We start from the raw sequence: 22,255 nt of genomic DNA on the forward strand, positions 1-22,255 counted from the left end.
GCTAAATACTACCTATGGAACAAATGGAGGCAAAGATCGAGGCATTCATGGATGAAATAAAGGTTCGCAATGGCCATGAACCCGAATTTATCCAGGCTGTACAGGAAGTAGCCGAGACAGTTATCCCTTACATTGCTAAGAACGAAATCTACAACGGTAAGAACATACTGTTAAGGATGGTGGAACCGGAAAGGTTGTTGTCTTTTCGTGTGGCCTGGGTTGATGACGAAGGTGAGATCCATGTGAACCGCGGTTACCGCGTTCAAATGAATTCTGCGATTGGACCCTATAAAGGAGGTCTTAGATTTCACCCCTCTGTAAATGCCAGTATTCTGAAATTCCTGGCTTTTGAACAGGTATTTAAAAATAGCCTTACCACCCTGCCAATGGGTGGAGGTAAAGGAGGTTCTGATTTTGATCCAAAGGGAAAGTCTGATGATGAGGTGATGCGTTTCTGCCACGCCTTTATGACAGAGCTTTGTCGGCATATTGGGCCAAATACCGATGTCCCCGCCGGCGACATCGGTGTAGGCGCAAGGGAAATCGGCTTCCTTTTTGGAATGTATAAGAAGCTCAGAAATGAATTCACCGGTGTTCTTACTGGAAAAGGACTTTCATGGGGAGGTTCCAAGATCCGTCCGGAAGCAACAGGTTACGGTACGGTTTATTTTGCCCAGAGTATGTTGAAGACGCAAAATAAGGATATGAGTGGCAAAACCGTAGTAGTCTCCGGTTCCGGAAATGTGGCCCAGTTCGCATCGGAGAAAGTATTGCAATTAGGCGGAAAGGTAGTTACACTTTCCGATTCTTCAGGTTATATCCACGATCCGGAGGGCATCGATATGGAAAAACTGGAGTTCGTTATGGATCTCAAAAATAACAGAAGAGGGCGTATTTCTGAGTATGCGGAAAAATATCCTTCTGCCAAATATTTCAAAGGAGAAAAACCGTGGAATGTGTCCTGCGATGTGGCCTTACCTTGTGCCACCCAAAATGAGTTGGACGGCGATGCCGCGAAATCACTTCTTGAAAACGGATGTATTTGTGTGGCAGAAGGGGCCAATATGCCTTCTACTCCTGAGGCTGTTCATGCCTTCCACGATGCAAAGATCCTTTTCGCTCCCGGTAAAGCATCTAATGCAGGTGGAGTGGCCACTTCAGGTCTTGAGATGTCTCAAAACTCTTTGCGTATCAGCTGGACTCGCGAAGAAGTGGACGAGCGCCTAAAAGCCATTATGGAAGACATACACGATTCCTGCATTGAATACGGTAAGGAAGAAGATGGCTATTGCAACTACGTAAAAGGCGCCAACATTGCCGGATTTGTAAAAGTGGCAGACGCTATGCTGGCGCAAGGAGTCATTTAAAGAGTAAACAGTAAACAGTGGACAGTAGTCAGAAGTAATTACCGTCCCCACTGTTCACTGTTCACCGTTTACTGATTACTAGTAAAAATCGGTCTATCTTTACAGCATCCTAAGTGCCAGGCATGCAAGTAACGACCAAAGCCATTGTTTTTTCTTCGCTTAAATATGGAGATACCAGCCTGATCGTCAAGGCATTTACAGCTTCTGACGGCTTAAAATCCTATTTGCTGAAAGGCGTACTTTCTTCTAAAAAAGGAAGGTTAAAAGCTGCTTACTTCCAACCGCTGATGCAGTTGGAGTTGGTGGCAATCCACAAGAACAAAGGAACCCTGGAACGTATCCGGGAGGCCAAAGTACACTATCCTTATAGTACAGTATATCAGGATCCGACCAAGAATGCCATTGTATTATTTCTTTCCGAAATGCTTCGTAACGCGGTGTACGAAGAGGAACAGAATTTACCCTTGTTTGAATTCCTGGAAGCTTCGTTGCAATGGTTGGATACCCATGAAAAAGTTGCCAATTTTCATGTCGGCTTTTTGATAGAACTGACGAAATACCTGGGATTCTATCCGGATACCTTTCAAACCAACGCTCCTTATTTTGATCTGGTCGAAGGAGAGTTCAGCCGTGATCCCGGAGACCATCCTGCCCTTGAAGGCAGAAATCTGGAATTCCTCAAAACCTTTTTGGGCACAAATTTTGATGGTTTTCATTCTATCCCCATGGGGAAAACCGAGCGCCAAAGCCTTCTGAAAGACCTTGTTCTGTATTTTGAATTACATTTACACGGATTTAAAAAGCCCAGGTCTTTGGCCGTTTTAAACGAAGTTTTTAGCTAATATGCGAAGAATAGCTTTCATCATAACCTGCCTGCTTTCCCAGCTCGTCTTCGCACAGGAGATCACCATATTGGATACGGATTCCCGGGAGCCGGTGATCAATGTAGTAGTGCACAACCAGGACAAATCCAGGATAGTCCTGTCTGATTTTGACGGCAAGTGTGACCTCTCCGTATTTGACCGTAATGAACGGCTTGAATTTGTCCATTTGAGCTATCAGTATAAAAAGAGTACTAAAGCCCAGATCCTTAGGAGAGGCTCCAGGGTCTACCTTACCCTGAGTCCGGAACAGTTAGACGAAGTAGTGATGTCCGTTTCCAAATGGGAGCAGCAAAAAAAGGATATACCGCAAAAAGTAGCCACTATTGATGCCAGATCGGTGGCCTTTACGAATCCGCAAACAGCAGCGGACCTTTTACAGCAAAGCGGACAGGTGTTTGTTCAAAAAAGTCAGCTAGGGGGAGGCAGTCCGATGATTCGCGGATTTGCAACTAACCGGCTTCTACTCTCTGTGGATGGGGTACGTATGAACAATGCCATTTTCAGGGGAGGGAACATCCAGAATGTCATTTCTATAGATCCCTTTTCCGTGCGGAATACGGAAGTGATCTTTGGTCCGGGTTCTGTAATCTACGGAAGTGATGCGATTGGTGGGGTCATGAACTTTTTTACCAAGCCCGCCCAGTTTTCCCAAAAAGACAGTATGAGCATATCCGGAAATTCCGTGTATCGCTTCGCCTCAGCCAATGAAGAGCACACCATACACGCGGATTTCAATTTCGGTAAAAAAAAATGGGCCTTTCTGGGTAGTGTTTCTTATTCGGATTTTGGGGATCTCCGCATGGGTAGCCACGGTCCGGACAGCTATCTGAGGAACAACTTTGTCCTCAGGCGAAATGATGTTGATTTTCTTGTTCCTAACGCTAACCCAAAAAAGCAAATACCTACGGGTTATGAGCAGATCAATCTGATGCAAAAGATCCGCCACAAACCCAATAACAATTGGAATTACGACCTGTCACTTTATTATTCGGAAACTTCGGATTTTGCCAGGTATGACCGCCTGATCCGGCCGAATACCGATGGCACCGGCCTTCGTTCGGCTGAATGGTTTTACGGGCCTCAAAAATGGTTTATGAGTAACGTCCAGATCACCAAAAAAGGGCGGGGAAAATTTTACGACGGGGTCAAACTCACCACGGCCTATCAGCATTTTGAAGAGAGCAGAAACGAACGCGCGTTTCAGGACCCCATCCGTTTTACTGCGAGGGAAAAGGTGGATGCCCTCTCCGTAAACCTGGATTTCGAAAATAAAAAGATCGGGAACCTCAGGCTGTATTACGGAGGGGAATACGTTTTCAATAAAGTACATTCCAATGGCTATCAGGAAAATATCTCTTCCGGTTTGATCGCCAGCGCTGCCTCACGCTATCCGGATGGAGCTACCTGGCAGACCATCGCGGGCTATATAAACTCAGAATTCAAAAGCAGGCCAAATTTCACTTATATGGCTGGATTGAGATATAGTCATGTATGGATAGACGCGGTTTTTGACCGTACCTATTTTCCATTTCCATTTTCCGCCGCCAGACTCAACAATGGGGCGCTTACCGGTAGCCTTGGGTTTAGTTGGTTCCCCAGGGCAGACTTTCAGGTAACCGCCAATGGCTCTACAGGATTTAGGGCGCCCAACATTGATGATATAGGGAAGGTCTTTGATTCGGAACCCGGTTCTGTGGTGGTTCCCAACCCCAATCTGGAACCGGAATACGCCTATAATGTAGAACTTGGAGTTCACAAGAACCTAAAGGACAAACTCGTGTTCAACGGGGCTGTTTTCTACACCTATCTTGTGGACGCACTTGTACGCAGGGACTTTGACTTTAACGGCGAGACAGAGATATTGTACAATGGGGAATTGAGCAATGTCCAGGCGATTCAAAATGCGGCCAAAGCCTATGTATATGGTTTTGAGTTCGGATTAGACGCATTCCTTACCCAAAACCTCTCCTTGAAATCTAACCTGACACTTACTAAAGGTATAGAAGAAGACGACAGTGGGATAGACTCGGCGGCAAGGCACGCGGCGCCTACTTTTGGGGATCTCCACCTGATTTGGAAAGACCAGCGCCTGAAAGCGGATCTGTTTCTGAACTACAATGGTGAGATCGATTTTGATGACCTCGCGTTGTCTGAGCGGAACAAGCCTTTTCTATACACCGAAGACGACAATGGTGACCCTTTTTCACCCTCCTGGTACACCTTGAATTTCAGGTCGCAATACCAGATCAGCAATGCGCTAAGTACTACCCTGAGCCTGGAAAACATCACCAACCAAAGATACCGGCCGTATTCTTCCGGTATAGCTTCTGCAGGGACCAACCTTATCCTCAGTGTAGATTACTCCTTCTAAAAACGGGGCTCTAAATCTTGAGCATCCTGGGATTTAATTGTCGTCCGTAGCATCTTTGATTTCCTCTTTCACCTCTGTGGCTACCTCTTTGAGATCTTCCTTAACCTCTTTGAGATCTTCAGCGGTTTCTTTGCCTGCCTCCTTTAGCTGCTCCCCCGCCTCTTTTACATTTTCCATGGCGTCCTTGCCTGCTTCCTGCAGTTCACGTCCGGCTTCCTGAAGCTCTTCGCCTGCCTCTTCCAGGGCTTCACCGGCTTCCTCCAGAGCTGCCCCCGCTTCTTCAGTGGCTTCCTGGGCATTTTTGGCACAGCCCTCGCAGGAAACCAGGCTAAAGCTCATCGCCATCAATGTGATTAGTACTAATACAGATTTCTTCATGTTTTTTTGATTTTAAGCTTACCTACATTTGATTGGGGCCAGTACAAAAATTCAAGAAAACCAGTTGCCTCTATATCAGCGCCTAAAAAGGCCTGGATTCCCATGGTGTTTTTGCCTAAACCCCTGTAAATTCCATCTAAATTTACTAATTTTGCGGTCTTTAAAATGTGCCACTCCAAGTGTAGCTTATGAAGTTTGCGGAATACAAAGGACTGGATTTACCAAAAGTAGCAGAAGAGATACTGCATTTTTGGAAAGAAAAGGCCGTGTTTGAACAAAGTGTTTCTTCCCGGGAAGGCAAGGAGCCTTTTGTCTTCTACGAAGGCCCTCCATCGGCTAATGGAATGCCCGGTATTCATCATGTAATGGCACGAACCATCAAGGATATTTTCCCAAGGTATAAGACCATGAAGGGATACCAGGTGAAGCGGAAGGCTGGCTGGGATACCCATGGATTGCCCATTGAGCTGGGAGTGGAAAAAGAACTTGGGATTACCAAGGAAGATATCGGTAAGAAAATATCAGTAGCGGAGTACAACGAGGCTTGTAAAAAGGCCGTTATGCGTTATACCGATGTTTGGAATGATATGACCGAGCGCGTGGGCTATTGGGTAGACATGGACGACCCCTATATCACCTACGAACCCAAGTATATGGAATCTGTATGGTGGTTGCTCAAGCAGATCTATGACAAAGGCCTTTTGTACAAAGGTTACACCATCCAACCCTATTCGCCAAAGGCGGGAACCGGACTTAGTTCTCATGAACTGAATCAGCCCGGAACCTATCAGGATATAACGGATACTACTGCAATAGCGCAATTTAAAGCTAAAAAAGACAGCCTTCCTGAATTTCTAAGCGCTACAGGAAGCGATATACATTTCCTGGCATGGACCACCACTCCGTGGACCCTACCCAGTAATACGGCCCTGACCGTTGGGCCAAAGATTGAATATGTACTGGTAAGGACTTTCAATCAATATACTTTTGAAGCCGTGGCTGTGGTTCTGGCCAAAACCCTGGTTGAGAAAGTATTTTCCGGGCGATTTTTTGAAGTTGAAGATGAAGGAGAATTGGCTTCATATGCTGAAAATGACAAAAAGATCCCGTATTTCATTCATAGCAGCTTTAAGGGGAAAGAGCTTGTTGGAATTTCTTATGAGCAGCTTCTGGATTATGCACAACCCTATCAGAATCCGGAAAACGCGTTCCGCGTAATTGCAGGGGATTTCGTTACCACCGAAGACGGTACCGGGATAGTTCACACAGCACCTACCTTTGGTGCAGACGATATGCAGGTCGCTCAAAAAGCGAAGCCAGCCGTTCCACCAATGCTCGTACTGGACGAACATGGAAACCCCGTACCTCTGGTAGACCTGCAGGGAAGATTCCGGCCGGAGATGAAAGAGCTGGCTGGCAAATATGTCAAGAATGAGTACTACGAGGAGGGTACTGCCCCGGAAAGGTCTGTGGATGTAGAGATTGCCATAAGGCTCAAAGAAGAGAACAAAGCATTTAAAGTAGAAAAGTACGTTCACAGCTACCCGAATTGCTGGCGTACGGATAAACCCATACTCTATTATCCGCTGGATTCCTGGTTCATCAAGGTCACGGAAGTGAAGGACCGCATGTACGAACTGAACCAGACCATCAACTGGAAACCCAAAGCCACCGGGGACGGACGCTTCGGAAACTGGCTTGCCAATGCCAACGACTGGAACCTCTCCAGGTCCAGGTATTGGGGGATACCATTACCTATCTGGCGAACCGAAGACCGCAAAGAAGAAATTATCATCGGTTCCGTGGAAGAGCTGAAGAATGAAATGAAGAAGGCAGTAGAGGCCGGAGTAATGGAAAGTGAGGTATTCTCGGATTTCGAAGTTGGGAATATGAGTGATGCCAACTATGATAAAATCGATCTTCACAAGAATATCGTGGATGAGATCGTGCTGGTCTCAGCCTCCGGAAAACCCATGAGGCGGGAGAACGATCTGATAGACGTTTGGTTTGACAGTGGTTCCATGCCTTATGCGCAATGGCACTACCCTTTCGAAAACCAGGACCTGATCGATAAGAATATCACCTTTCCCGCAAACTTTATCGCCGAAGGGGTGGATCAGACCAGGGGATGGTTCTATACCCTGCATGCCATAGCCACTATGGTTTTTGACTCTGTGGCTTACCGCAATGTGGTATCTAATGGCCTGGTGTTGGATAAGGACGGCAAAAAGATGTCTAAACGACTCGGAAATGCGGCAGATCCCTTCGAGACCATGGATGAGCACGGTGCAGATGCCACCAGGTGGTACCTGATATCCAATGCCAATCCGTGGGATAATTTAAAGTTCGATATAGAAGGTATCGTTGAGGTAAAAAGGAAGTTCTTTGGAACCCTGTACAATACGTATTCCTTTTTCGCCCTCTACGCCAATATAGATGCTTTTACCTATAAGGAGGAGGCTATACCTCTAAAAGACAGGCCGGAAATAGACCAGTGGATCCTTTCCGAATTGCACAGCCTTGTTCAAATTGTGGATGCGGCTTATGCGGATTATGAACCTACCCGTGCGGCCCGTTCCATTTCTGATTTTGTTCAGGAAAAACTGAGTAACTGGTATGTACGGCTGAGCAGGAGGCGGTTCTGGAAAGGCGACTATCAACAGGATAAGATCGCGGCCTATCAAACCTTGTACAGCTGTCTGGAAACCATTGCCAAACTGATGGCTCCTGTAGCGCCATTCTATGCGGACAGGCTTTATAAGGACCTGATCGCTGCAAGTGGGAAAGAGCCTTTTGAAAGTGTGCACCTGGCAGATTTTCCGAAATCCGATAAGGCGATGATCAACCCTGCCCTTGAAAGCAAGATGCAAAAGGCCCAGGATATAGCGTCTTTAGTGTTTTCGATCAGGCAAAAACAGAAGATCAAGGTCAGGCAACCCCTACATAAGATCATGATCCCTGTGCTGGACGAGACCCAGAAACAAGAGATCGAGGCGGTAAGCGGACTGATCAAGTCCGAAGTCAATGTTAAGGAGATAGAATTGCTGGACGATGCATCCGGTATCCTGGTAAAACAGATCAAACCCAACTTTAAAGTTCTGGGGCCAAGGTTCGGAAAAGATATGAAATTAGTGGCTCAGGCGATCGCTAAACTGGACCAGGAAGACATCAAAAAAATTGAACAGCAGGGCGAAATAACGCTGGAGATAGAAAATAAAAGTATTATATTACAGTTAGAGGAAGTAGAAATATCTTCTCAGGACATAGAAGGATGGCTGGTGGCTAGTTCAGGCCCGCTGACTGTAGCCCTGGATATCACAATCGATGAAGACCTGAGGAAAGAGGGCATTGCCAGGGAACTGGTTAACCGGATTCAAAATCTGAGAAAAGAATCAGGTTTTGAGGTGACGGACAAAATCAATATCAAAATATTGAAAGACGGAACTGTAGAAAAAGCGGTGGCAAGTAATATGGATTACATCAAAACCGAAACCTTAACTGCAGAACTGGATTTTGAAGAAAGACTGGAAAGAGGTACGGAGATTACCTTTGATGAAGTAAATACGAAATTGTTTATTCAAAAACACTAAAACAATGGCAAAAGATTTAAAAGTTAGATATTCGGATAAGGAGTTAGAAGAATTCCGCGTACTCATAGAGGAAAAGATCGAAAAAGCCAAAAGCCATTTAGAATTATTGAAGAGCTCCTATATGAATGACGGGAATAACGGTACGGATGATACCGCCCCGACATTTAAAGCATTTGAAGAGGGGTCTGAAACCATGAGTAAAGAGGCAAATACTCAGTTGGCTATTCGGCAGGAGAAGTTTATACGCGATCTCAAGAACGCTCTTTTGCGAATTGAGAACAAAACATACGGAATATGCCGGGTAACCGGAAAACTCATCAATAAGGAACGGCTGAAGTTAGTTCCCCACGCCACACTCAGCATTGAGGCGAAAAACATGCAAAAGTAGAACCGCACAACGCCTCCATGAGGCGTTTTTTTATGAAAAGGGGAGCTATAGTACTTTTATTCCTGATCTTTTCCAACGGACTATTGGGGCAAAAGCTAATTGAGAAAAAGCTGATCAGCCCCGGGATAAGATCGGTTCAGGTAGATACTGCCAACTGTTTCGAAGTGGAACTGCAGAACTCGGCCAGCGAAGAATTGACTGTTGAGGCAAGCATTGAAGGCGAATACAGCAAAGACCTTTTGGTTAAAATAAGTGAAGAAGGCACAACCCTTAAGGTCAGCGCGGGATTTCAACCCAATTTCAGGAACCCTAATGACAAGCTAAGCGCTCACAAGGTGGTTTCTATTGCCCTGATCGTTCGTATTCCACAATTCAGGCAGGTGAAGGTCTACGGGACCAACAGCAACATCACGGTAAGCGGAAATTACAAAGCGCTTTCAGTAACTCTTGATGATGGCAGGTGCATACTGAACAATGTGGGCTACGACACCGCGGTAACCACTGCAAGCGGGGATATTCTGGTTTACAGTGAGGCCGGTATTGTAGACGCCCTGTCCAAGTTCGGTACGGTAAAGGACACGCGGATCCCGCCTGGGGACAATCGGTATTTGCTCCGTACCACTTCAGGTAATGTAACGATTAGTAAAACGGACAAACTCTAAGTTATTTGTGAATGATGAGATTCTTGACGGCTATTGCCTAATAATCCCTATTTTTGCCCAATCCATTTTATGCTCATGCGTCTAAGATATTCCCTGCTGCTTATTGTACTTGTACTGCTGATAGACCAGATCACCAAAATATACGTGAAAACTCATTTTGTTTTGGGGGAACCGGTGGAGGTATTCAGCTGGTTCAAAATACTTTTTATTGAGAACGAAGGAGCAGCCTGGGGCACAAAATTGAGTGATATCCTGCCCATTTCGGACTCTGCCGGAAAACTGATCCTCACCATTTTCAGACTTTTTGCCATAGTAGGGATCGGGTACTGGCTTTATGATATTGTGGCCAAAAAGGCATCCAAAACGCTTATAATTTCGGTCTCCCTGATCTTTGCCGGAGCCTTTGGAAATATTATCGATTCTGTTTTTTACGGGGTGATCTTTGACGATAGCTACAATCAGGTAGCAACCTTGTTTTCGGATGAACCCTATGGCAGTATTTTCTACGGAAAGGTGGTAGATATGTTATACTTCCCGATGATAGATACCACCTGGCCGGAATGGATGCCGTTCATCGGAGGAAACGACTTTCGCTTCTTTGAGCCCGTTTTTAATATTGCAGACACCGCAATAAGTACCGGCGTAGGCATACTGATCGTCTTTAATAAGAAGGCTTTTGGAAAGAAGGAAAAGGATAAGGAAGTGATTTCAGAACAATCCGTCCAGGAAGAACAGCAGGAACAACAAGAGCAGCAGGAGCCTCAGAATATATAAGTTTCCTTAGGAGTAACACAGTAGTTCATGGGGATGTCCGACTCCTGTAATTCGGGAATGGCTTCCTCAGCTTCGAACAAAGAAAGACCAATCTTGATCACATCCGGTCTGCATTGCCGGAGAAAGTTGTCGTAAAACCCCTTCCCGTAACCCAGTCTGTTACCAGACTTATCAAAGGCCAAAAGCGGCATAAAGACCACATCTATTTTTTCAACAGGTACTTCCAGGCCCGCCACAGGTTCCGGGACGTTCCAGCTGTTCTTTTTCAATACCGTATTGTCTGTAAGAAGGAAATGCCGGAGTTCAGACCTGCCTTCGATTTTGGGGATCACAATGTTTTTGTCCTTACCCTGAAGTACAGAGAGCAGGAAAGAAGTGTTGACTTCTTTCTTCTCTTCAATCTGTAAAAAAATGTGGTAGAAATGAAGGTCCCAGATAGGGAGGTCTAATAGCTTGTTAGTTAAAACTAAACTGGCGCTGTTAAGCGCCTGTAAAGAAAGTTTTTCTCTTAGTTTAGCATACTGCGACCTAAGATCTTTTTTAAGCATCAGGGTCTGTTAAACTCTGGGTGGGGAACTATTTACTTCAAATTTAATCTTTTGCGGTGACCGCAAAATAAATCTTAATAAACAGCATCAGAATAAGGTACATACCCAAGGTAATAAGATAGTTGTCCATATTTGTGCTAGTTTTTGATGTTATAAATGTAAATAAAAAAAATATATAAATCCCCATAAAATGCCCTTATTCATCGATGAAATGCACAAATTTGGAATTTTTTTAACATTCAGCTAACCAAAAAGTAACTAAAATTTTAAGCGGTTTAAATGTAAGACATTGATAATCAAAAAGTTAAATAAAAACACTACAAAAACCGGTTTTAGCCATCCGGCAAACGACCCTGTTGAAATACACAGATCAGCGGACATAGAGACCTGCAAAACTCGCCTGGTGGGGATGGATAAAACGCGTTAAATCAGCTAATAAGAGAGCGGTCATTTCCGATCTTAATCCAGGAATAAAGAGCATTTTGTCGAATTTTATGGAATCCGCGTTAAAAACGTCCGGGCTAGTGCGTTGGAATGCCCTGGAAATTTATCTTTGTTAGAGCGCTACACACTTGAATAGAGCGAATGCCTGAACTTTCAATCGAAATACAGCTAAGTACACTTCCCGATAATCCCGGGGTTTACCAATTCTATGACTCTGAGGGAAAAATACTCTACGTAGGCAAGGCTAAGAACCTTAAGAAAAGGGTCTCCTCCTATTTTGCCAAAACTCATGAATATGGCAAAACCAGGGTCCTGGTTAAGAAGATCAGCCTGATCAAGCATATCGTGGTCCCTACGGAATCAGATGCGCTACTGTTGGAGAATAACCTGATCAAAAAGTATCAGCCGCGTTACAACGTACAGTTGAAAGACGACAAATCTTACCCCTGGATCTGTATTAAGAATGAGCGTTTTCCAAGAATATTCCCGACGCGCAAATTGATCCGGGACGGTTCTGAATACTTCGGCCCTTACACCAGGATGACGACCGTTAAAACCCTCCTGGATCTCATAAAGAGCGTCTATCCTTTGCGTACCTGCAATTACGATCTCTCCGAAGAGAAAATTAAGGCTGGCAAATACAAGGTTTGCCTGGAGTACCACCTTGGGAATTGCAAGGGGCCTTGTGAGGGTCTGCAAAGTGCTGAAGAATATCACAATCAGATTGCGGATATTCGGGAGATCATCAAGGGAAATTTTAAAACCTCCCTGGCCTACTTCCGAAAGCGCATGAAGTCCTTGGCCGCAGAAATGAAGTTCGAGGAGGCACAACGGATCAAGGATAAAATAGAAGTACTGGAGAATTACCAGGTAAAGTCCACCATTGTCAATCCGAAGATCAACAATGTGGATGTATTCAGCATAATTTCCGATGAGGCATTTGCCTATGTCAATTTTTTACAGCTTTCCCATGGTTCCATTATCCGTTCCCATACCATGGAAATCAAAAAGAAGCTGGACGAAACAGACGAAGAGCTTTTGCAACTGGCGGTAGTGGAGATCAGGCAACGATTCGACTCCCAATCCAGGGAATTGTATGTGCCTTTTCCCATAGCTGTTTCAGAGGATATAAAGCTTACCTTGCCCAAACTTGGCGATAAGAAAAAGATATTGGACCTTTCCGAACGAAACGCCAGGTTTTTCAGGCAGGAACGCTTCAAACAGGTGAAAATAACCGATCCGGACCGGCATACCAACCGTATCATGGCGCAAATGCAAAAAGACCTGAGATTGTCTGCCGAACCCAGGCATATTGAGTGTTTTGACAATTCCAATATGCAGGGAAGTCACCCCGTAGCGGCCTGTGTGGTTTTCCGCAACGGGAAACCTGCCAAAAAAGAGTACCGCCATTTCAATATCAAAACTGTTGAGGGGCCGGATGATTTTGCCTCCATGGAAGAAGTGGTTTTCAGAAGGTACAGACGTTTGCTTAACGAAGGAGAATCACTACCGCAGCTGGTGGTAATAGACGGTGGAAAAGGACAGTTGTCTTCGGCACTCAAAAGCCTGGACATTCTTGGGCTCAGAGGAAAGATCGCCATCATTGGGATTGCCAAAAGGCTTGAAGAGATCTATTTTCCTGAAGACCCCATCCCTCTATACCTCGATAAAAAATCAGAATCTTTAAAGATCATACAGCAGTTGAGGAATGAAGCTCACCGTTTTGGAATAAGCTTTCACAGGAACAAGAGAAGCAAGGCGGCCATTAATTCTGAACTGGAAAGTATTGAGGGCATAGGAGAGAAAACCGCCAACGAGCTTTTGCAGCGCTTCAAGTCTGTAAAAAGGATCAAAGAAGCGAGTATGGAAGATCTTTCAAAAACGGTCGGGATGGCGAAGGCGAAAAAAATCTATGAGAACTTTCACTAAAGGCGAATGAGGCAGATGAAAAAAATAGCGTCCTTTCTTGTGGCTCTTTTATTTGCTTCGCTGCTTATGGGTCAGGAGCAGCAGCCTAAGGTAGGGCTGGTCTTAAGTGGAGGAGGGGCCAAAGGCATCGCGCATATAGGGGCTTTAAAAGTGATCGAAGAAGCTGGGGTACAGGTCGATTATATAGGAGGAACAAGTATGGGCGCCATTGTCGGGGCGTTATATGCATCCGGCTATTCAGCGAAAGAGCTGGATTCCATTTTCAGAAATACGGATTTTACTAATCTTATACAGGACAATCTGCCGAGAAGCGCAAAGACCTTTTACGAAAAAGAGGATTCAGAAAGGTACGCCTTGACCCTGCCGTTCAACAATTTCAAAATTTCCTTTCCGGAGGCTATCTCAGGAGGGCAGAACATTTATAACGAACTGGTCCGTTTGCTGTATCACGTAAAGGATATTGATGAATTCGACAGTCTTCCTATACCTTTCTTCTGTATTGCCACGGATATTGAGAAAGGAGAACAGGTTTTGCTTGACAAAGGATACCTTCCGGAAGCCATCATGGCCAGCGGTACTTTTCCCTCCCTTTTTGAACCTACTGAGGTGGATGGGAAAGTGCTGATAGATGGGGGTGTTCTCAACAACTATCCGGTGATGGAGGTACGGGATATGGGAGCGGATATCATCATAGGAGTGGATGTGCAACACGGGTTGCGGGACCGGGAGTCCCTTTCCTCCGCAACTGAGATACTGCTCCAGATCAACAATTTCCGGACGGTGCGGGACATGCAGGAAAAGTCCGGACAGACCGATATTTATATCAGGCCTGATATGGAGTCCTTTTCCGTTATAGATTTTGACCGTAAAGAGGAGATCATGCAGAATGGGGAAGCCGCGGCAATGACCCAGTCCGATGCCCTTCAGGCCCTGGCGGCAAAGCAGCAAAAAAAGCCGAAACCCCAGCCTATAATCACAAAAGATACCATCATCATAAACCGACTAATACTTCGAGGTAACAACAACTACACTCGCGGTTATGTAAAGGGAAAACTGCGTTTTAACCTGGCGGAGCGCATTACCTTTGAAAAGCTGCAACAGGGGATAAGCAACCTTGCCGCTACAGGCAACTTTAAGACCATAAGATACGAATTGGTCTCTAATGGTCTGGGGGAAGATCTTATCCTGAAATTGCGCGAAGATCCTAACAAAACCCTGATCAGGATCGGCGCCCACTACGACGATCTGTATAAAAGTGGTGCCCTTATCAACCTGACCAAAAAGAATGTGCTGCTGGATGACGACGTAGCCTCTTTTGATTTCATCCTCGGAGACAATGTACGCTATAATCTGCAGTACTATGTGGATAAAGGTTTTTACTGGAGTTTTGGTATCAATTCGCGCTTTAATGACTTCAGCAGGGAGATAGACTTCAGTGTGATCCAGTCTAATTTTGATGTGATCGAAGATCCGAACATCAGTAAATTGAACCTGGACGTGTCTGACTTTACCAACCAGATATACCTGCAAACCGTGTTACAGGAAGAATTCGCCTTTAGCATTGGTTTGGAGCACAAATTTCTGAAGTACAGTACAACCACCTTAAACGAACCACCTGAAGACGAATTGGAATCCTTCCAGCCGGAAGGGGACTTTCGCACTTTTTTCGAAAAGAGCAATTATTTCAGCACCTACGGTAAGTTGATCCTTGACACTTACGATGACCGGTATTTTCCAACCCGGGGTCTGTATTTTAACGGGGATTTCCATTTCTATCTTTTTTCCTCGGATTTTAACGACAACTTTAAAGAGTTTTCTATCGCCAAAGCCAGGATGGGGACTGCCTTCCCAATATTTCCGAATCTCTCCATCAATATTGAAACAGAGGGTGGTTTCAAACTGGGGACCTCCAATGTCACCGCCCTGGATTTTGTGCTTGGAGGATATGGGAACAACCTGATAAATAACTTCGTTCCTTTTCTGGGATACGACTTTTTAAGCCTTCCAGGGAACAGTTATGTGAAAGCGTATGGAAGGCTGGATTTGGAGTTCGCCCCGAAAAATCATGTGATCTTCGCCGCAAATTTTGCCAATGTAGACGATGATATTTTCAGGACCGGGGAGTGGTTCACGGCCCCTGATTTTTCAGGTTATGGCGTGGGTTATGGCTGGGAGTCCTTTTTTGGCCCGGTACAGGTACTGTATTCCTGGTCGCCAGAGGTGCAGGACGGAAATTTCTTTTTCAGTGTGGGGTACTGGTTTTAACGGCTTGTACATTCCAATTATTCCCTACTTCTATTAACGGATTTTTTGATGGTTTTTTCCGATATTTGTCCAATAGCGAACTCCGAATGCTAAATCTGAGAATTGATATAACGGCTCACCTCAGGGCCATGTGGTAGACCCCTCCAACTTTAGCGGGTTTAAGTCCGCATGGTATACTGTTATTCAACATCAATTCTAAAGAAAACATATCATGGCAACACTAGATAAAACTTCATTACAACTACCAAAAGAAAATCCGGAAGCGGAAGATTTTTTACCACTACTGGGAACAGATCACGTGGAACTGTATGTGGGCAATGCCAAACAGGCAGCTCACTACTATATGGCGGCCTGGGGGTTTCAACCACTGGCTTATGCCGGCCTGGAAACAGGGCTTAAAGACAGGGTATCCTACGTGCTTCAACAGGACAAGATCAGGCTTGTACTTACTTCTCCCCTGAAATCGGGAGGGGATATTAACAGGCATATAGATGCTCACGGTGACGGCGTAAAAGCCATTGCCCTCTGGGTAGACGATGCAACCAAAAGCTATAAGGAAACAACCCAAAGAGGGGCCGAAAGCTATATGGAGCCTACCACCATTAAGGATGATCAGGGCGAAGTTGTGCTTTCTGGCATACATACTTATGGGGAAACGGTTCACATTTTTGTGGAAAGATCTAACTATTCAGGGGTCTTTATGCCGGGCTATCGCAAATGGGAACCGCATTACAGGCCTTCGGATGTAGGTTTGAAATACATTGACCACATGGTGGGAAATGTCGGTTGGAACGAAATGAACAAATGGTGCGAGTTCTATGCGCATGTTATGGGCTTTGCCCAATTGGTCTCCTTTGATGACAAGGACATTTCAACTGAATATACCGCATTGATGAGCAAGGTGATGAGCAACGGCAACGGTAGGATCAAGTTTCCGATCAATGAGCCGGCAGACGGCCGCAAGAAGTCTCAGATTGAGGAGTACATTGAGTTCTACAATGGGGCCGGGGTACAGCATATGGCCCTCGCGACGGACAACATTATAGAAACGGTTTCAGCTTTGAGGGATCGTGGCGTGGAATTTCTTACCGTTCCTGCCACCTATTACGAAGATGTGCTGGATAGAGTGGGTGAGATAGACGAAGATCTTGCCCCGCTGAGGGATTTGGGCATCTTGATAGACCGGGATGACGAGGGCTACCTGCTACAGATCTTTACCAAGCCTATACTGGACAGACCAACGATGTTTATTGAGATCATTCAACGCAAAGGCGCTAAGTCTTTCGGGAAGGGAAATTTCAAGGCGTTATTCGAGGCTATTGAGCGCGAACAGGCCTCCAGAGGGACTTTATAAAGCCACTTTTCTTAAGGATTTGCAAAATTTAAATTAGCAAGCATAAAGTATTGTTAAGATCAGAGTTAAAGAACGTTAAAACGGATTCTGTAAAGCTTTTCTTGTATTAAATTTGTAACACATAAGGGGTGGTTCCCTTATTACTTTAAGTATTGGTTTTTCATAATTTAAAGTTTGGTTGGTTATTTAGGAAAAGCCCCGACGCCCGTCGGGGCTTTTTTTATACCAATCTCTTGTGAAACGGCCATTGTAGCGGTGTTAGTAGTAGATTCAGGGTAAGGATCAATACGAAAATCGACTATTATTATAGCTTTTTAACGACTGTAAGGCATTGTGCACAATACTTTGGAATAAAATTTGTTTAAATAACACTTAGCTAATACAAGTTGAAGAGCATTTAGTAATTTTAAACCAAAATTTTGCCATGATGAAAAGGTATTTAACGATACTTTTCGCGTTCCTGACGCTATCCCTGACGGCCCAGGACAATATCAGAGCATTTAAGCCGGGCGAATGGCTGAAGTTCCGGCTGCACTACGGTATTTTGAATGCCAGTTATGCTACGCTTCAGGTATACTCGGCGAAAATAGATAGTGTTCCGGTATATCACGTGGTGGGAAAAGGCAAGACCACGGGTTTTGCCAGTTTGTTCTTTAAGGTAGACGACACCTATGAGAGTTATTTTGGCAAAGAAGATGGAAAACCCTATAAATTCATCCGTAAAATATACGAGGGTGGCTATACCAAGGATATAGAGATCAATTTTGATCACGACAGTGATACGGCCATTCTCAACGATAAGAAGAACAACAAAAAGTTCAACTTCACTTTCAAAGACAGTATTCAGGATCTGATCTCCGCCTTTTATTACCTGCGTAACAACTACAAATTAGAAGACCTGGTCATTGGGGAGGATATAGAGCTGGCAATGCTGTATGACGATGATGGCATTTTTAAGTTCAGACTCAGGTACCTCGGTAAGGAGGTACTTAAGACCAAATACGGTAAGGTAGAGTGTCTGAAGTTCAGACCATTTGTACAATCCGGCCGTGTCTTTAAAGAGCAGGAGAGCTTGTCATTATGGGTCTCTAACGACAAGAACAAGATTCCGATCCGGGTTAAGGCGGATCTGGCCGTTGGTTCTATCAAAGCGGACCTGGACGGTTATAACGGCCTGAAGAACCAGTTCAAAATTATCATGGACTAAGGATTGCCCCGGCTAAATTCCCGGGCAACCAATCTCCTTCAAACACCTTTTTTCTTGTGTAAACCTTATGATCTTTAAGGCTCAGACTTTTGTTTATTTGCCTTAAATTTGGGCAAACCTAAGGATCCAATGAAAAACAAGGAGCGCATTGAGGCCCAGATCTCAAAACTGGAAGAAAAGTACAAGGATTCCGGCCAGGATATGAGTTCTTATCTCGATGGGTTACTGTATCAGCGTTACCTGACCTACTGGGATTACATTCACCTGGACACTCTATTGAGCCTGCAGGTTCCCAGAACCCACTTTCCGGATGAAGAGATCTTCATTATGTATCATCAGATCACGGAACTCTATTTCAAACTCATCCTGCACGAGCAAAAGCAGATCGTGGACGATAAATCGCAAAACCCAGATTTCTTTACGGAAAAGCTGAACAGGATAAACAACTACTATAAAGCCCTGATATCCTCATTTAGTATCATGGTCCGTGGAATGGAGCGGGAGCAATTTCTGCAGTATCGGATGGCCCTCTTACCAGCTAGTGGTTTTCAGTCTGCACAATACCGTATGATAGAGATCTATGCCACAGGCCTGGAGAATCTGGTTCACCACACAGACCGTCCCCGGTTTTCAGAATCTAACAGTATTGAGGAGCTTTACGAACACATTTATTGGAAAAAAGGAGCAACAGACCTGGCTACAGGGGAGAAGACCCTCACACTTAAGCAATTTGAGTATCGCTATACGCCCAGGTTTATCCGGACTGCAAAACAGTTGAAAGGGAATACCATATACCACAAATACCTTAATTTACCTCTTGAGAGTCAACATAATAAAGCGCTCGTAGATGCGTTAAAAAAGATGGATGTCAATGCGAACGTAAACTGGCCTTTGGTACATATGGGCTCTGCTCACAGATACCTGAATAAAGAAGACCAGGAAATAGAGGCAACCGGAGGAACAAATTGGAAAGAATACCTGCCTCCAAGTTTTCAAAAAGTCGTATTTTATCCGAGCTTACACACAAATACAGAGTTAAATAATTGGGGAAAGCAATGGGTAGACCATATCTTTAACCCCGAAAAAATAGAAAACGAGTAATGCAAAAATTCTGGGGCGCCCTACTAACAGTAGCTATACTGTTTTCCTGTAATGAAGAAAAACCAAAACCAAAGGAGGATCCGGTAAAGGAGATTGCACAAATCACTGAACCTGAAACCCGGGAGGAATTTGGTTTCAATCTTGAAGACTTCAACATTGTTCAGGACACCGTCCGCAGAGGGGATAGCTTTGGAGAGCTGATGCTCGAAAACAAGGTGGACTACCCCAAGATCGCCAAGGTTTCAGAATCATTCCGAGATACTTTTGACGTACGCAAGATAAGAGTTGGCAAACCTTATCTCATTCTAAAATCCAAGGATACCACAGAAGCGGCCCAGATCTTCATTTATCAGAACGACGTGGTCAACTATACCGTGGTAGACTTCAGAAAGGATGATGTGGTGGCTTACAAGCAGAAGAAGGATGTAAAATACGTTCAGAGAGAGGCCTCCGGGGTAATCAAGACCAGTCTTTCCGATGCCATCCTGGAACAGGGAATAGACTATTACATCACGCATGAACTTTCTGAGATCTACGCCTGGACCATAGATTTTTTCAGGCTCCAGAAAGGGGATAAATTCAAAGTGATCTACAAGGAAAAATATGTCAATGATTCCATCTACGCCGGGTCATCTCCCATTGAAGCAGCATACTTTGAGCACAACGGAAGGCCGCTATACGCCTTTGCCTATGAGAACGATTCCCTTAAAAACATCATGGAGTATTTTGATGATGAGGCCAATAACCTCAGGCGGACTTTCCTTAGGGCACCAGTAAAATTCAGTCGGATCTCCTCGAGATACAACTTAAAAAGACGTATACGCTATTATGGCTATAAGGTTAGACCTCATAAGGGAACAGATTATGCCGCACCAATTGGCACTCCTATCATGGCCACGGCAGATGGGGTGGTTACGGAGTCTACCCGAAGAGGAGGGAATGGAAAGTATGTAAAGATCCGGCATAACGGCACTTACAGTACCCAGTACCTGCATATGAGGAATCAGAATGTAAAGCGTGGGGATAATGTAAAACAAGGGGATGTCATTGGCTGGATCGGGATGACCGGAAATACCGGCGGCCCTCATGTTTGTTACCGCTTCTGGAAAAACGGCAGGCAGGTAGATCCTCTGCGCGAAGAATTGCCAGCGGCAGATCCGCTACCGGAACCCTTAAGGCCCGCCTATTACGCTTATATTGACCCGGTAAAGGCTCAATTGGATTGCATAGAATTTCCGGAAGAAGAAGAGCCGGTGGAAGATCTCTTAACACTCAACGAATAAAATGCCTCTCGAGAACACTAACCCAACGACTACCGAAGCCTGGAAAAAACTTAAAGCACATTATGATCTGAACAGGGACCTGAACTTAAAGTCCCTTTTCAGCAGTAATGAGGCCAGGGCCAAAAAGTTTAGCCTGAGCTGGAACGACTTCTTCCTCGATTACTCCAAGAACCGGATCACCGAAGAAACGTTTGAACTGCTTTTGGAATTAGCAGAGCAAACGGGTCTGGAACAAGCCATTAAAAGCTATTTTGAAGGAGATCCGATCAATCAGACAGAGGGCAGAGCCGTACTGCACACCGCCTTAAGGGCTGGTAAGGACGATGAGATCCTTGTTGACGGTATCAATGTGATACCCGAGGTATACAGTGTCAGGGAGAAGATCAGGGTTTTCACGGATTCGGTTATCTCAGGCGAAAAAAAGGGGTATACCGGAAAAGCCTTTACTGATGTGGTCAATATCGGGATTGGAGGCTCCGACCTGGGGCCGGCCATGGTTGCCGAAGCCCTGAAATTCTACAAAAACCACTTACGTACTCATTTTGTAAGTAATGTGGATGGGGATCATGTTCACGAGATCCTAAAGGAACTGCATCCTGAAACAACCCTTTTCGTGGTGGTTTCCAAAACCTTTACCACCCAGGAAACCCTAAGCAATGCTTTAACCATTAAGAAATGGTTTCTAAAACACGCCTCAGAAGCTGACATTGCCTCACATTTTGCAGCGGTTTCTACAAACACTGAAAAAATAGCCGAATTCGGCATCGCCGAGCAGAATGTATTTCCGATGTGGGATTGGGTAGGCGGCAGGTTCTCACTCTGGAGTGCCGTAGGACTATCCATTGCACTAGCGGTAGGTTATAAGAATTTTGCTTCCCTTCTGGAAGGAGCGAACGGGATGGATATGCACTTTAGATCCGCTTCCTTTGATCAGAACATGCCGGTAATCCTGGCGCTACTCAGTGTCTGGTACAACAATTTCCACGGAGCGGAAACCGAGGCAATTATACCTTATACCCAGTACCTCAGCCGTTTTTCAGCTTACCTGCAGCAAGGTATCATGGAAAGCAACGGCAAAAGCGTAGACCGGGCAGGCCACCGGGTCCCCTACGAAACCGGGACCATAATATGGGGGGAGCCGGGAACGAATTCCCAGCACGCCTTTTTCCAGCTGATCCATCAGGGAACCAAATTGATCCCGACGGATTTTATTGGCTTCAAAGAATCCCTCCACGGGGATGAAGACCACCACAACAAATTAATGGCCAACTTCTTCGCCCAAACCGAAGCCCTGATGAACGGAAAGACAGAAGATGAGGTTTTGAGCGAGCTAAAGGCGGCAGGGATGTCCGAAGAGCAGTTGAATAGTCTTTTACCCTTCAAGGTTTTTGAAGGAAATAAGCCCACCAATACCTTACTTATAGACAAACTCACTCCAAAAAGCCTGGGGACCCTTATCGCCCTGTATGAGCACAAGATTTTCGTTCAGGGGGTGGTCTGGAACATCTTCAGCTACGACCAGTGGGGTGTGGAATTGGGAAAACAACTGGCTTCAAATATCCTCAAAGAGATCACTTCTTCCGAAAAAGGTAATCACGACGCCTCTACATTACAACTTTTGCAATATTTTAAGAAATAATCCCCTTTTCTAACAGTTTTTGGAGCGGTGGATAACTTCTTGTTTTTCAATGTATTTTATGAAAATTTTAT

16 protein-coding genes are annotated in these 22,255 nt (G+C 45.0%); 14 read left to right on the plus strand and 2 right to left on the minus strand.

Annotated features, from left to right (window positions below):
- The first annotated feature begins 23 nt into the window (after positions 1-23).
- From gdhA to GTQ38_RS11120, 3 genes are all read left to right on the plus strand, one after another.
- The gene (gdhA, locus tag GTQ38_RS11110) at positions 24-1,367 is read left to right on the plus strand and encodes an NADP-specific glutamate dehydrogenase (protein ID WP_161435925.1); all 1,344 of its coding nucleotides are present in this window, start codon (positions 24-26) and stop codon (positions 1,365-1,367) included.
- A gap of 122 nt (positions 1,368-1,489) precedes the next feature.
- Entirely contained in the window at positions 1,490-2,209 is a 720-nt protein-coding gene (gene recO / locus GTQ38_RS11115; RefSeq protein ID WP_161435594.1) for a DNA repair protein RecO, read from the plus strand.
- Between the two features lies 1 nt (position 2,210).
- On the plus strand, positions 2,211-4,622 hold the full coding sequence (locus GTQ38_RS11120) for a TonB-dependent receptor plug domain-containing protein (protein ID WP_161435595.1): 2,412 nt from the start codon (positions 2,211-2,213) through the stop codon (positions 4,620-4,622).
- A 33-nt stretch (positions 4,623-4,655) separates the two neighbouring features.
- Here GTQ38_RS11120 and GTQ38_RS11125 read toward each other — a convergent pair whose 3' ends face one another.
- The gene (locus tag GTQ38_RS11125; RefSeq protein WP_161435596.1) at positions 4,656-5,000 is read right to left on the minus strand and encodes a hypothetical protein; all 345 of its coding nucleotides are present in this window, start codon (positions 4,998-5,000) and stop codon (positions 4,656-4,658) included.
- A 188-nt stretch (positions 5,001-5,188) separates the two neighbouring features.
- Here GTQ38_RS11125 and ileS point away from each other — a divergent pair, with 188 nt between their 5' ends.
- The 4 genes from ileS (at position 5,189) to GTQ38_RS11145 (ending at position 10,414) form a co-directional block, all read left to right on the plus strand.
- A complete protein-coding gene (ileS, locus tag GTQ38_RS11130; protein ID WP_161435597.1) occupies positions 5,189-8,590 on the plus strand; it encodes an isoleucine--tRNA ligase in 3,402 nt (1,133 codons plus the stop codon).
- Positions 8,591-8,594: 4 nt separating this feature from the next.
- Positions 8,595-8,978 carry a TraR/DksA family transcriptional regulator gene (locus GTQ38_RS11135; protein WP_161435598.1) on the plus strand — a complete coding sequence of 128 codons (384 nt, stop codon included), beginning with the start codon at positions 8,595-8,597 and terminating at the stop codon, positions 8,976-8,978.
- Between the two features lie 17 nt (positions 8,979-8,995).
- Positions 8,996-9,640, plus strand: coding sequence for a hypothetical protein (locus GTQ38_RS11140; RefSeq protein WP_161435599.1), 645 nt, complete (start codon positions 8,996-8,998; stop codon positions 9,638-9,640).
- 75 nt (positions 9,641-9,715) lie between these two features.
- A complete protein-coding gene (locus GTQ38_RS11145; RefSeq protein ID WP_161435600.1) occupies positions 9,716-10,414 on the plus strand; it encodes a lipoprotein signal peptidase in 699 nt (232 codons plus the stop codon).
- Here GTQ38_RS11145 and GTQ38_RS11150 read toward each other — a convergent pair.
- Complete coding sequence (locus tag GTQ38_RS11150; protein WP_161435601.1) at positions 10,402-10,962, minus strand: 5-formyltetrahydrofolate cyclo-ligase; 561 nt, start codon at positions 10,960-10,962, stop codon at positions 10,402-10,404. The two genes, GTQ38_RS11145 and GTQ38_RS11150, sit on opposite strands and share 13 nt — an antisense overlap.
- Before the next feature lie 585 nt (positions 10,963-11,547).
- Here GTQ38_RS11150 and uvrC point away from each other — a divergent pair.
- From uvrC to pgi, 7 genes are all read left to right on the plus strand, one after another.
- Positions 11,548-13,335, plus strand: a complete 1,788-nt coding sequence (uvrC, locus tag GTQ38_RS11155; protein ID WP_161435602.1) for an excinuclease ABC subunit UvrC — start codon at positions 11,548-11,550, stop codon at positions 13,333-13,335.
- A 15-nt stretch (positions 13,336-13,350) separates the two neighbouring features.
- Positions 13,351-15,600: a patatin-like phospholipase family protein gene (locus tag GTQ38_RS11160; protein WP_238857905.1), complete on the plus strand. Its 2,250-nt coding sequence runs from the start codon at positions 13,351-13,353 to the stop codon at positions 15,598-15,600.
- Between the two features lie 211 nt (positions 15,601-15,811).
- Positions 15,812-16,954: a 4-hydroxyphenylpyruvate dioxygenase gene (gene hppD / locus GTQ38_RS11165; RefSeq protein ID WP_161435604.1), complete on the plus strand. Its 1,143-nt coding sequence runs from the start codon at positions 15,812-15,814 to the stop codon at positions 16,952-16,954.
- Positions 16,955-17,381: 427 nt separating this feature from the next.
- The gene (locus GTQ38_RS11170; protein ID WP_161435926.1) at positions 17,382-18,161 is read left to right on the plus strand and encodes a DUF3108 domain-containing protein; all 780 of its coding nucleotides are present in this window, start codon (positions 17,382-17,384) and stop codon (positions 18,159-18,161) included.
- A 129-nt stretch (positions 18,162-18,290) separates the two neighbouring features.
- Positions 18,291-19,262 (plus strand): tryptophan 2,3-dioxygenase family protein, encoded by a 972-nt coding sequence (locus GTQ38_RS11175; RefSeq protein ID WP_161435605.1) that lies wholly within the window; start codon positions 18,291-18,293, stop codon positions 19,260-19,262.
- The gene (locus GTQ38_RS11180; protein WP_161435606.1) at positions 19,262-20,545 is read left to right on the plus strand and encodes a peptidoglycan DD-metalloendopeptidase family protein; all 1,284 of its coding nucleotides are present in this window, start codon (positions 19,262-19,264) and stop codon (positions 20,543-20,545) included. Before GTQ38_RS11175 ends, GTQ38_RS11180 begins: the two co-directional genes overlap by 1 nt.
- Before the next feature lies 1 nt (position 20,546).
- On the plus strand, positions 20,547-22,184 hold the full coding sequence (gene pgi, locus GTQ38_RS11185; RefSeq protein WP_161435607.1) for a glucose-6-phosphate isomerase: 1,638 nt from the start codon (positions 20,547-20,549) through the stop codon (positions 22,182-22,184).
- The last annotated feature ends 71 nt before the right edge of the window (positions 22,185-22,255 follow it).

It is taken from the genome of Poritiphilus flavus (assembly GCF_009901585.1).
Taxonomy (GTDB): Bacteria; Bacteroidota; Bacteroidia; order Flavobacteriales; family Flavobacteriaceae; genus Poritiphilus; species Poritiphilus flavus.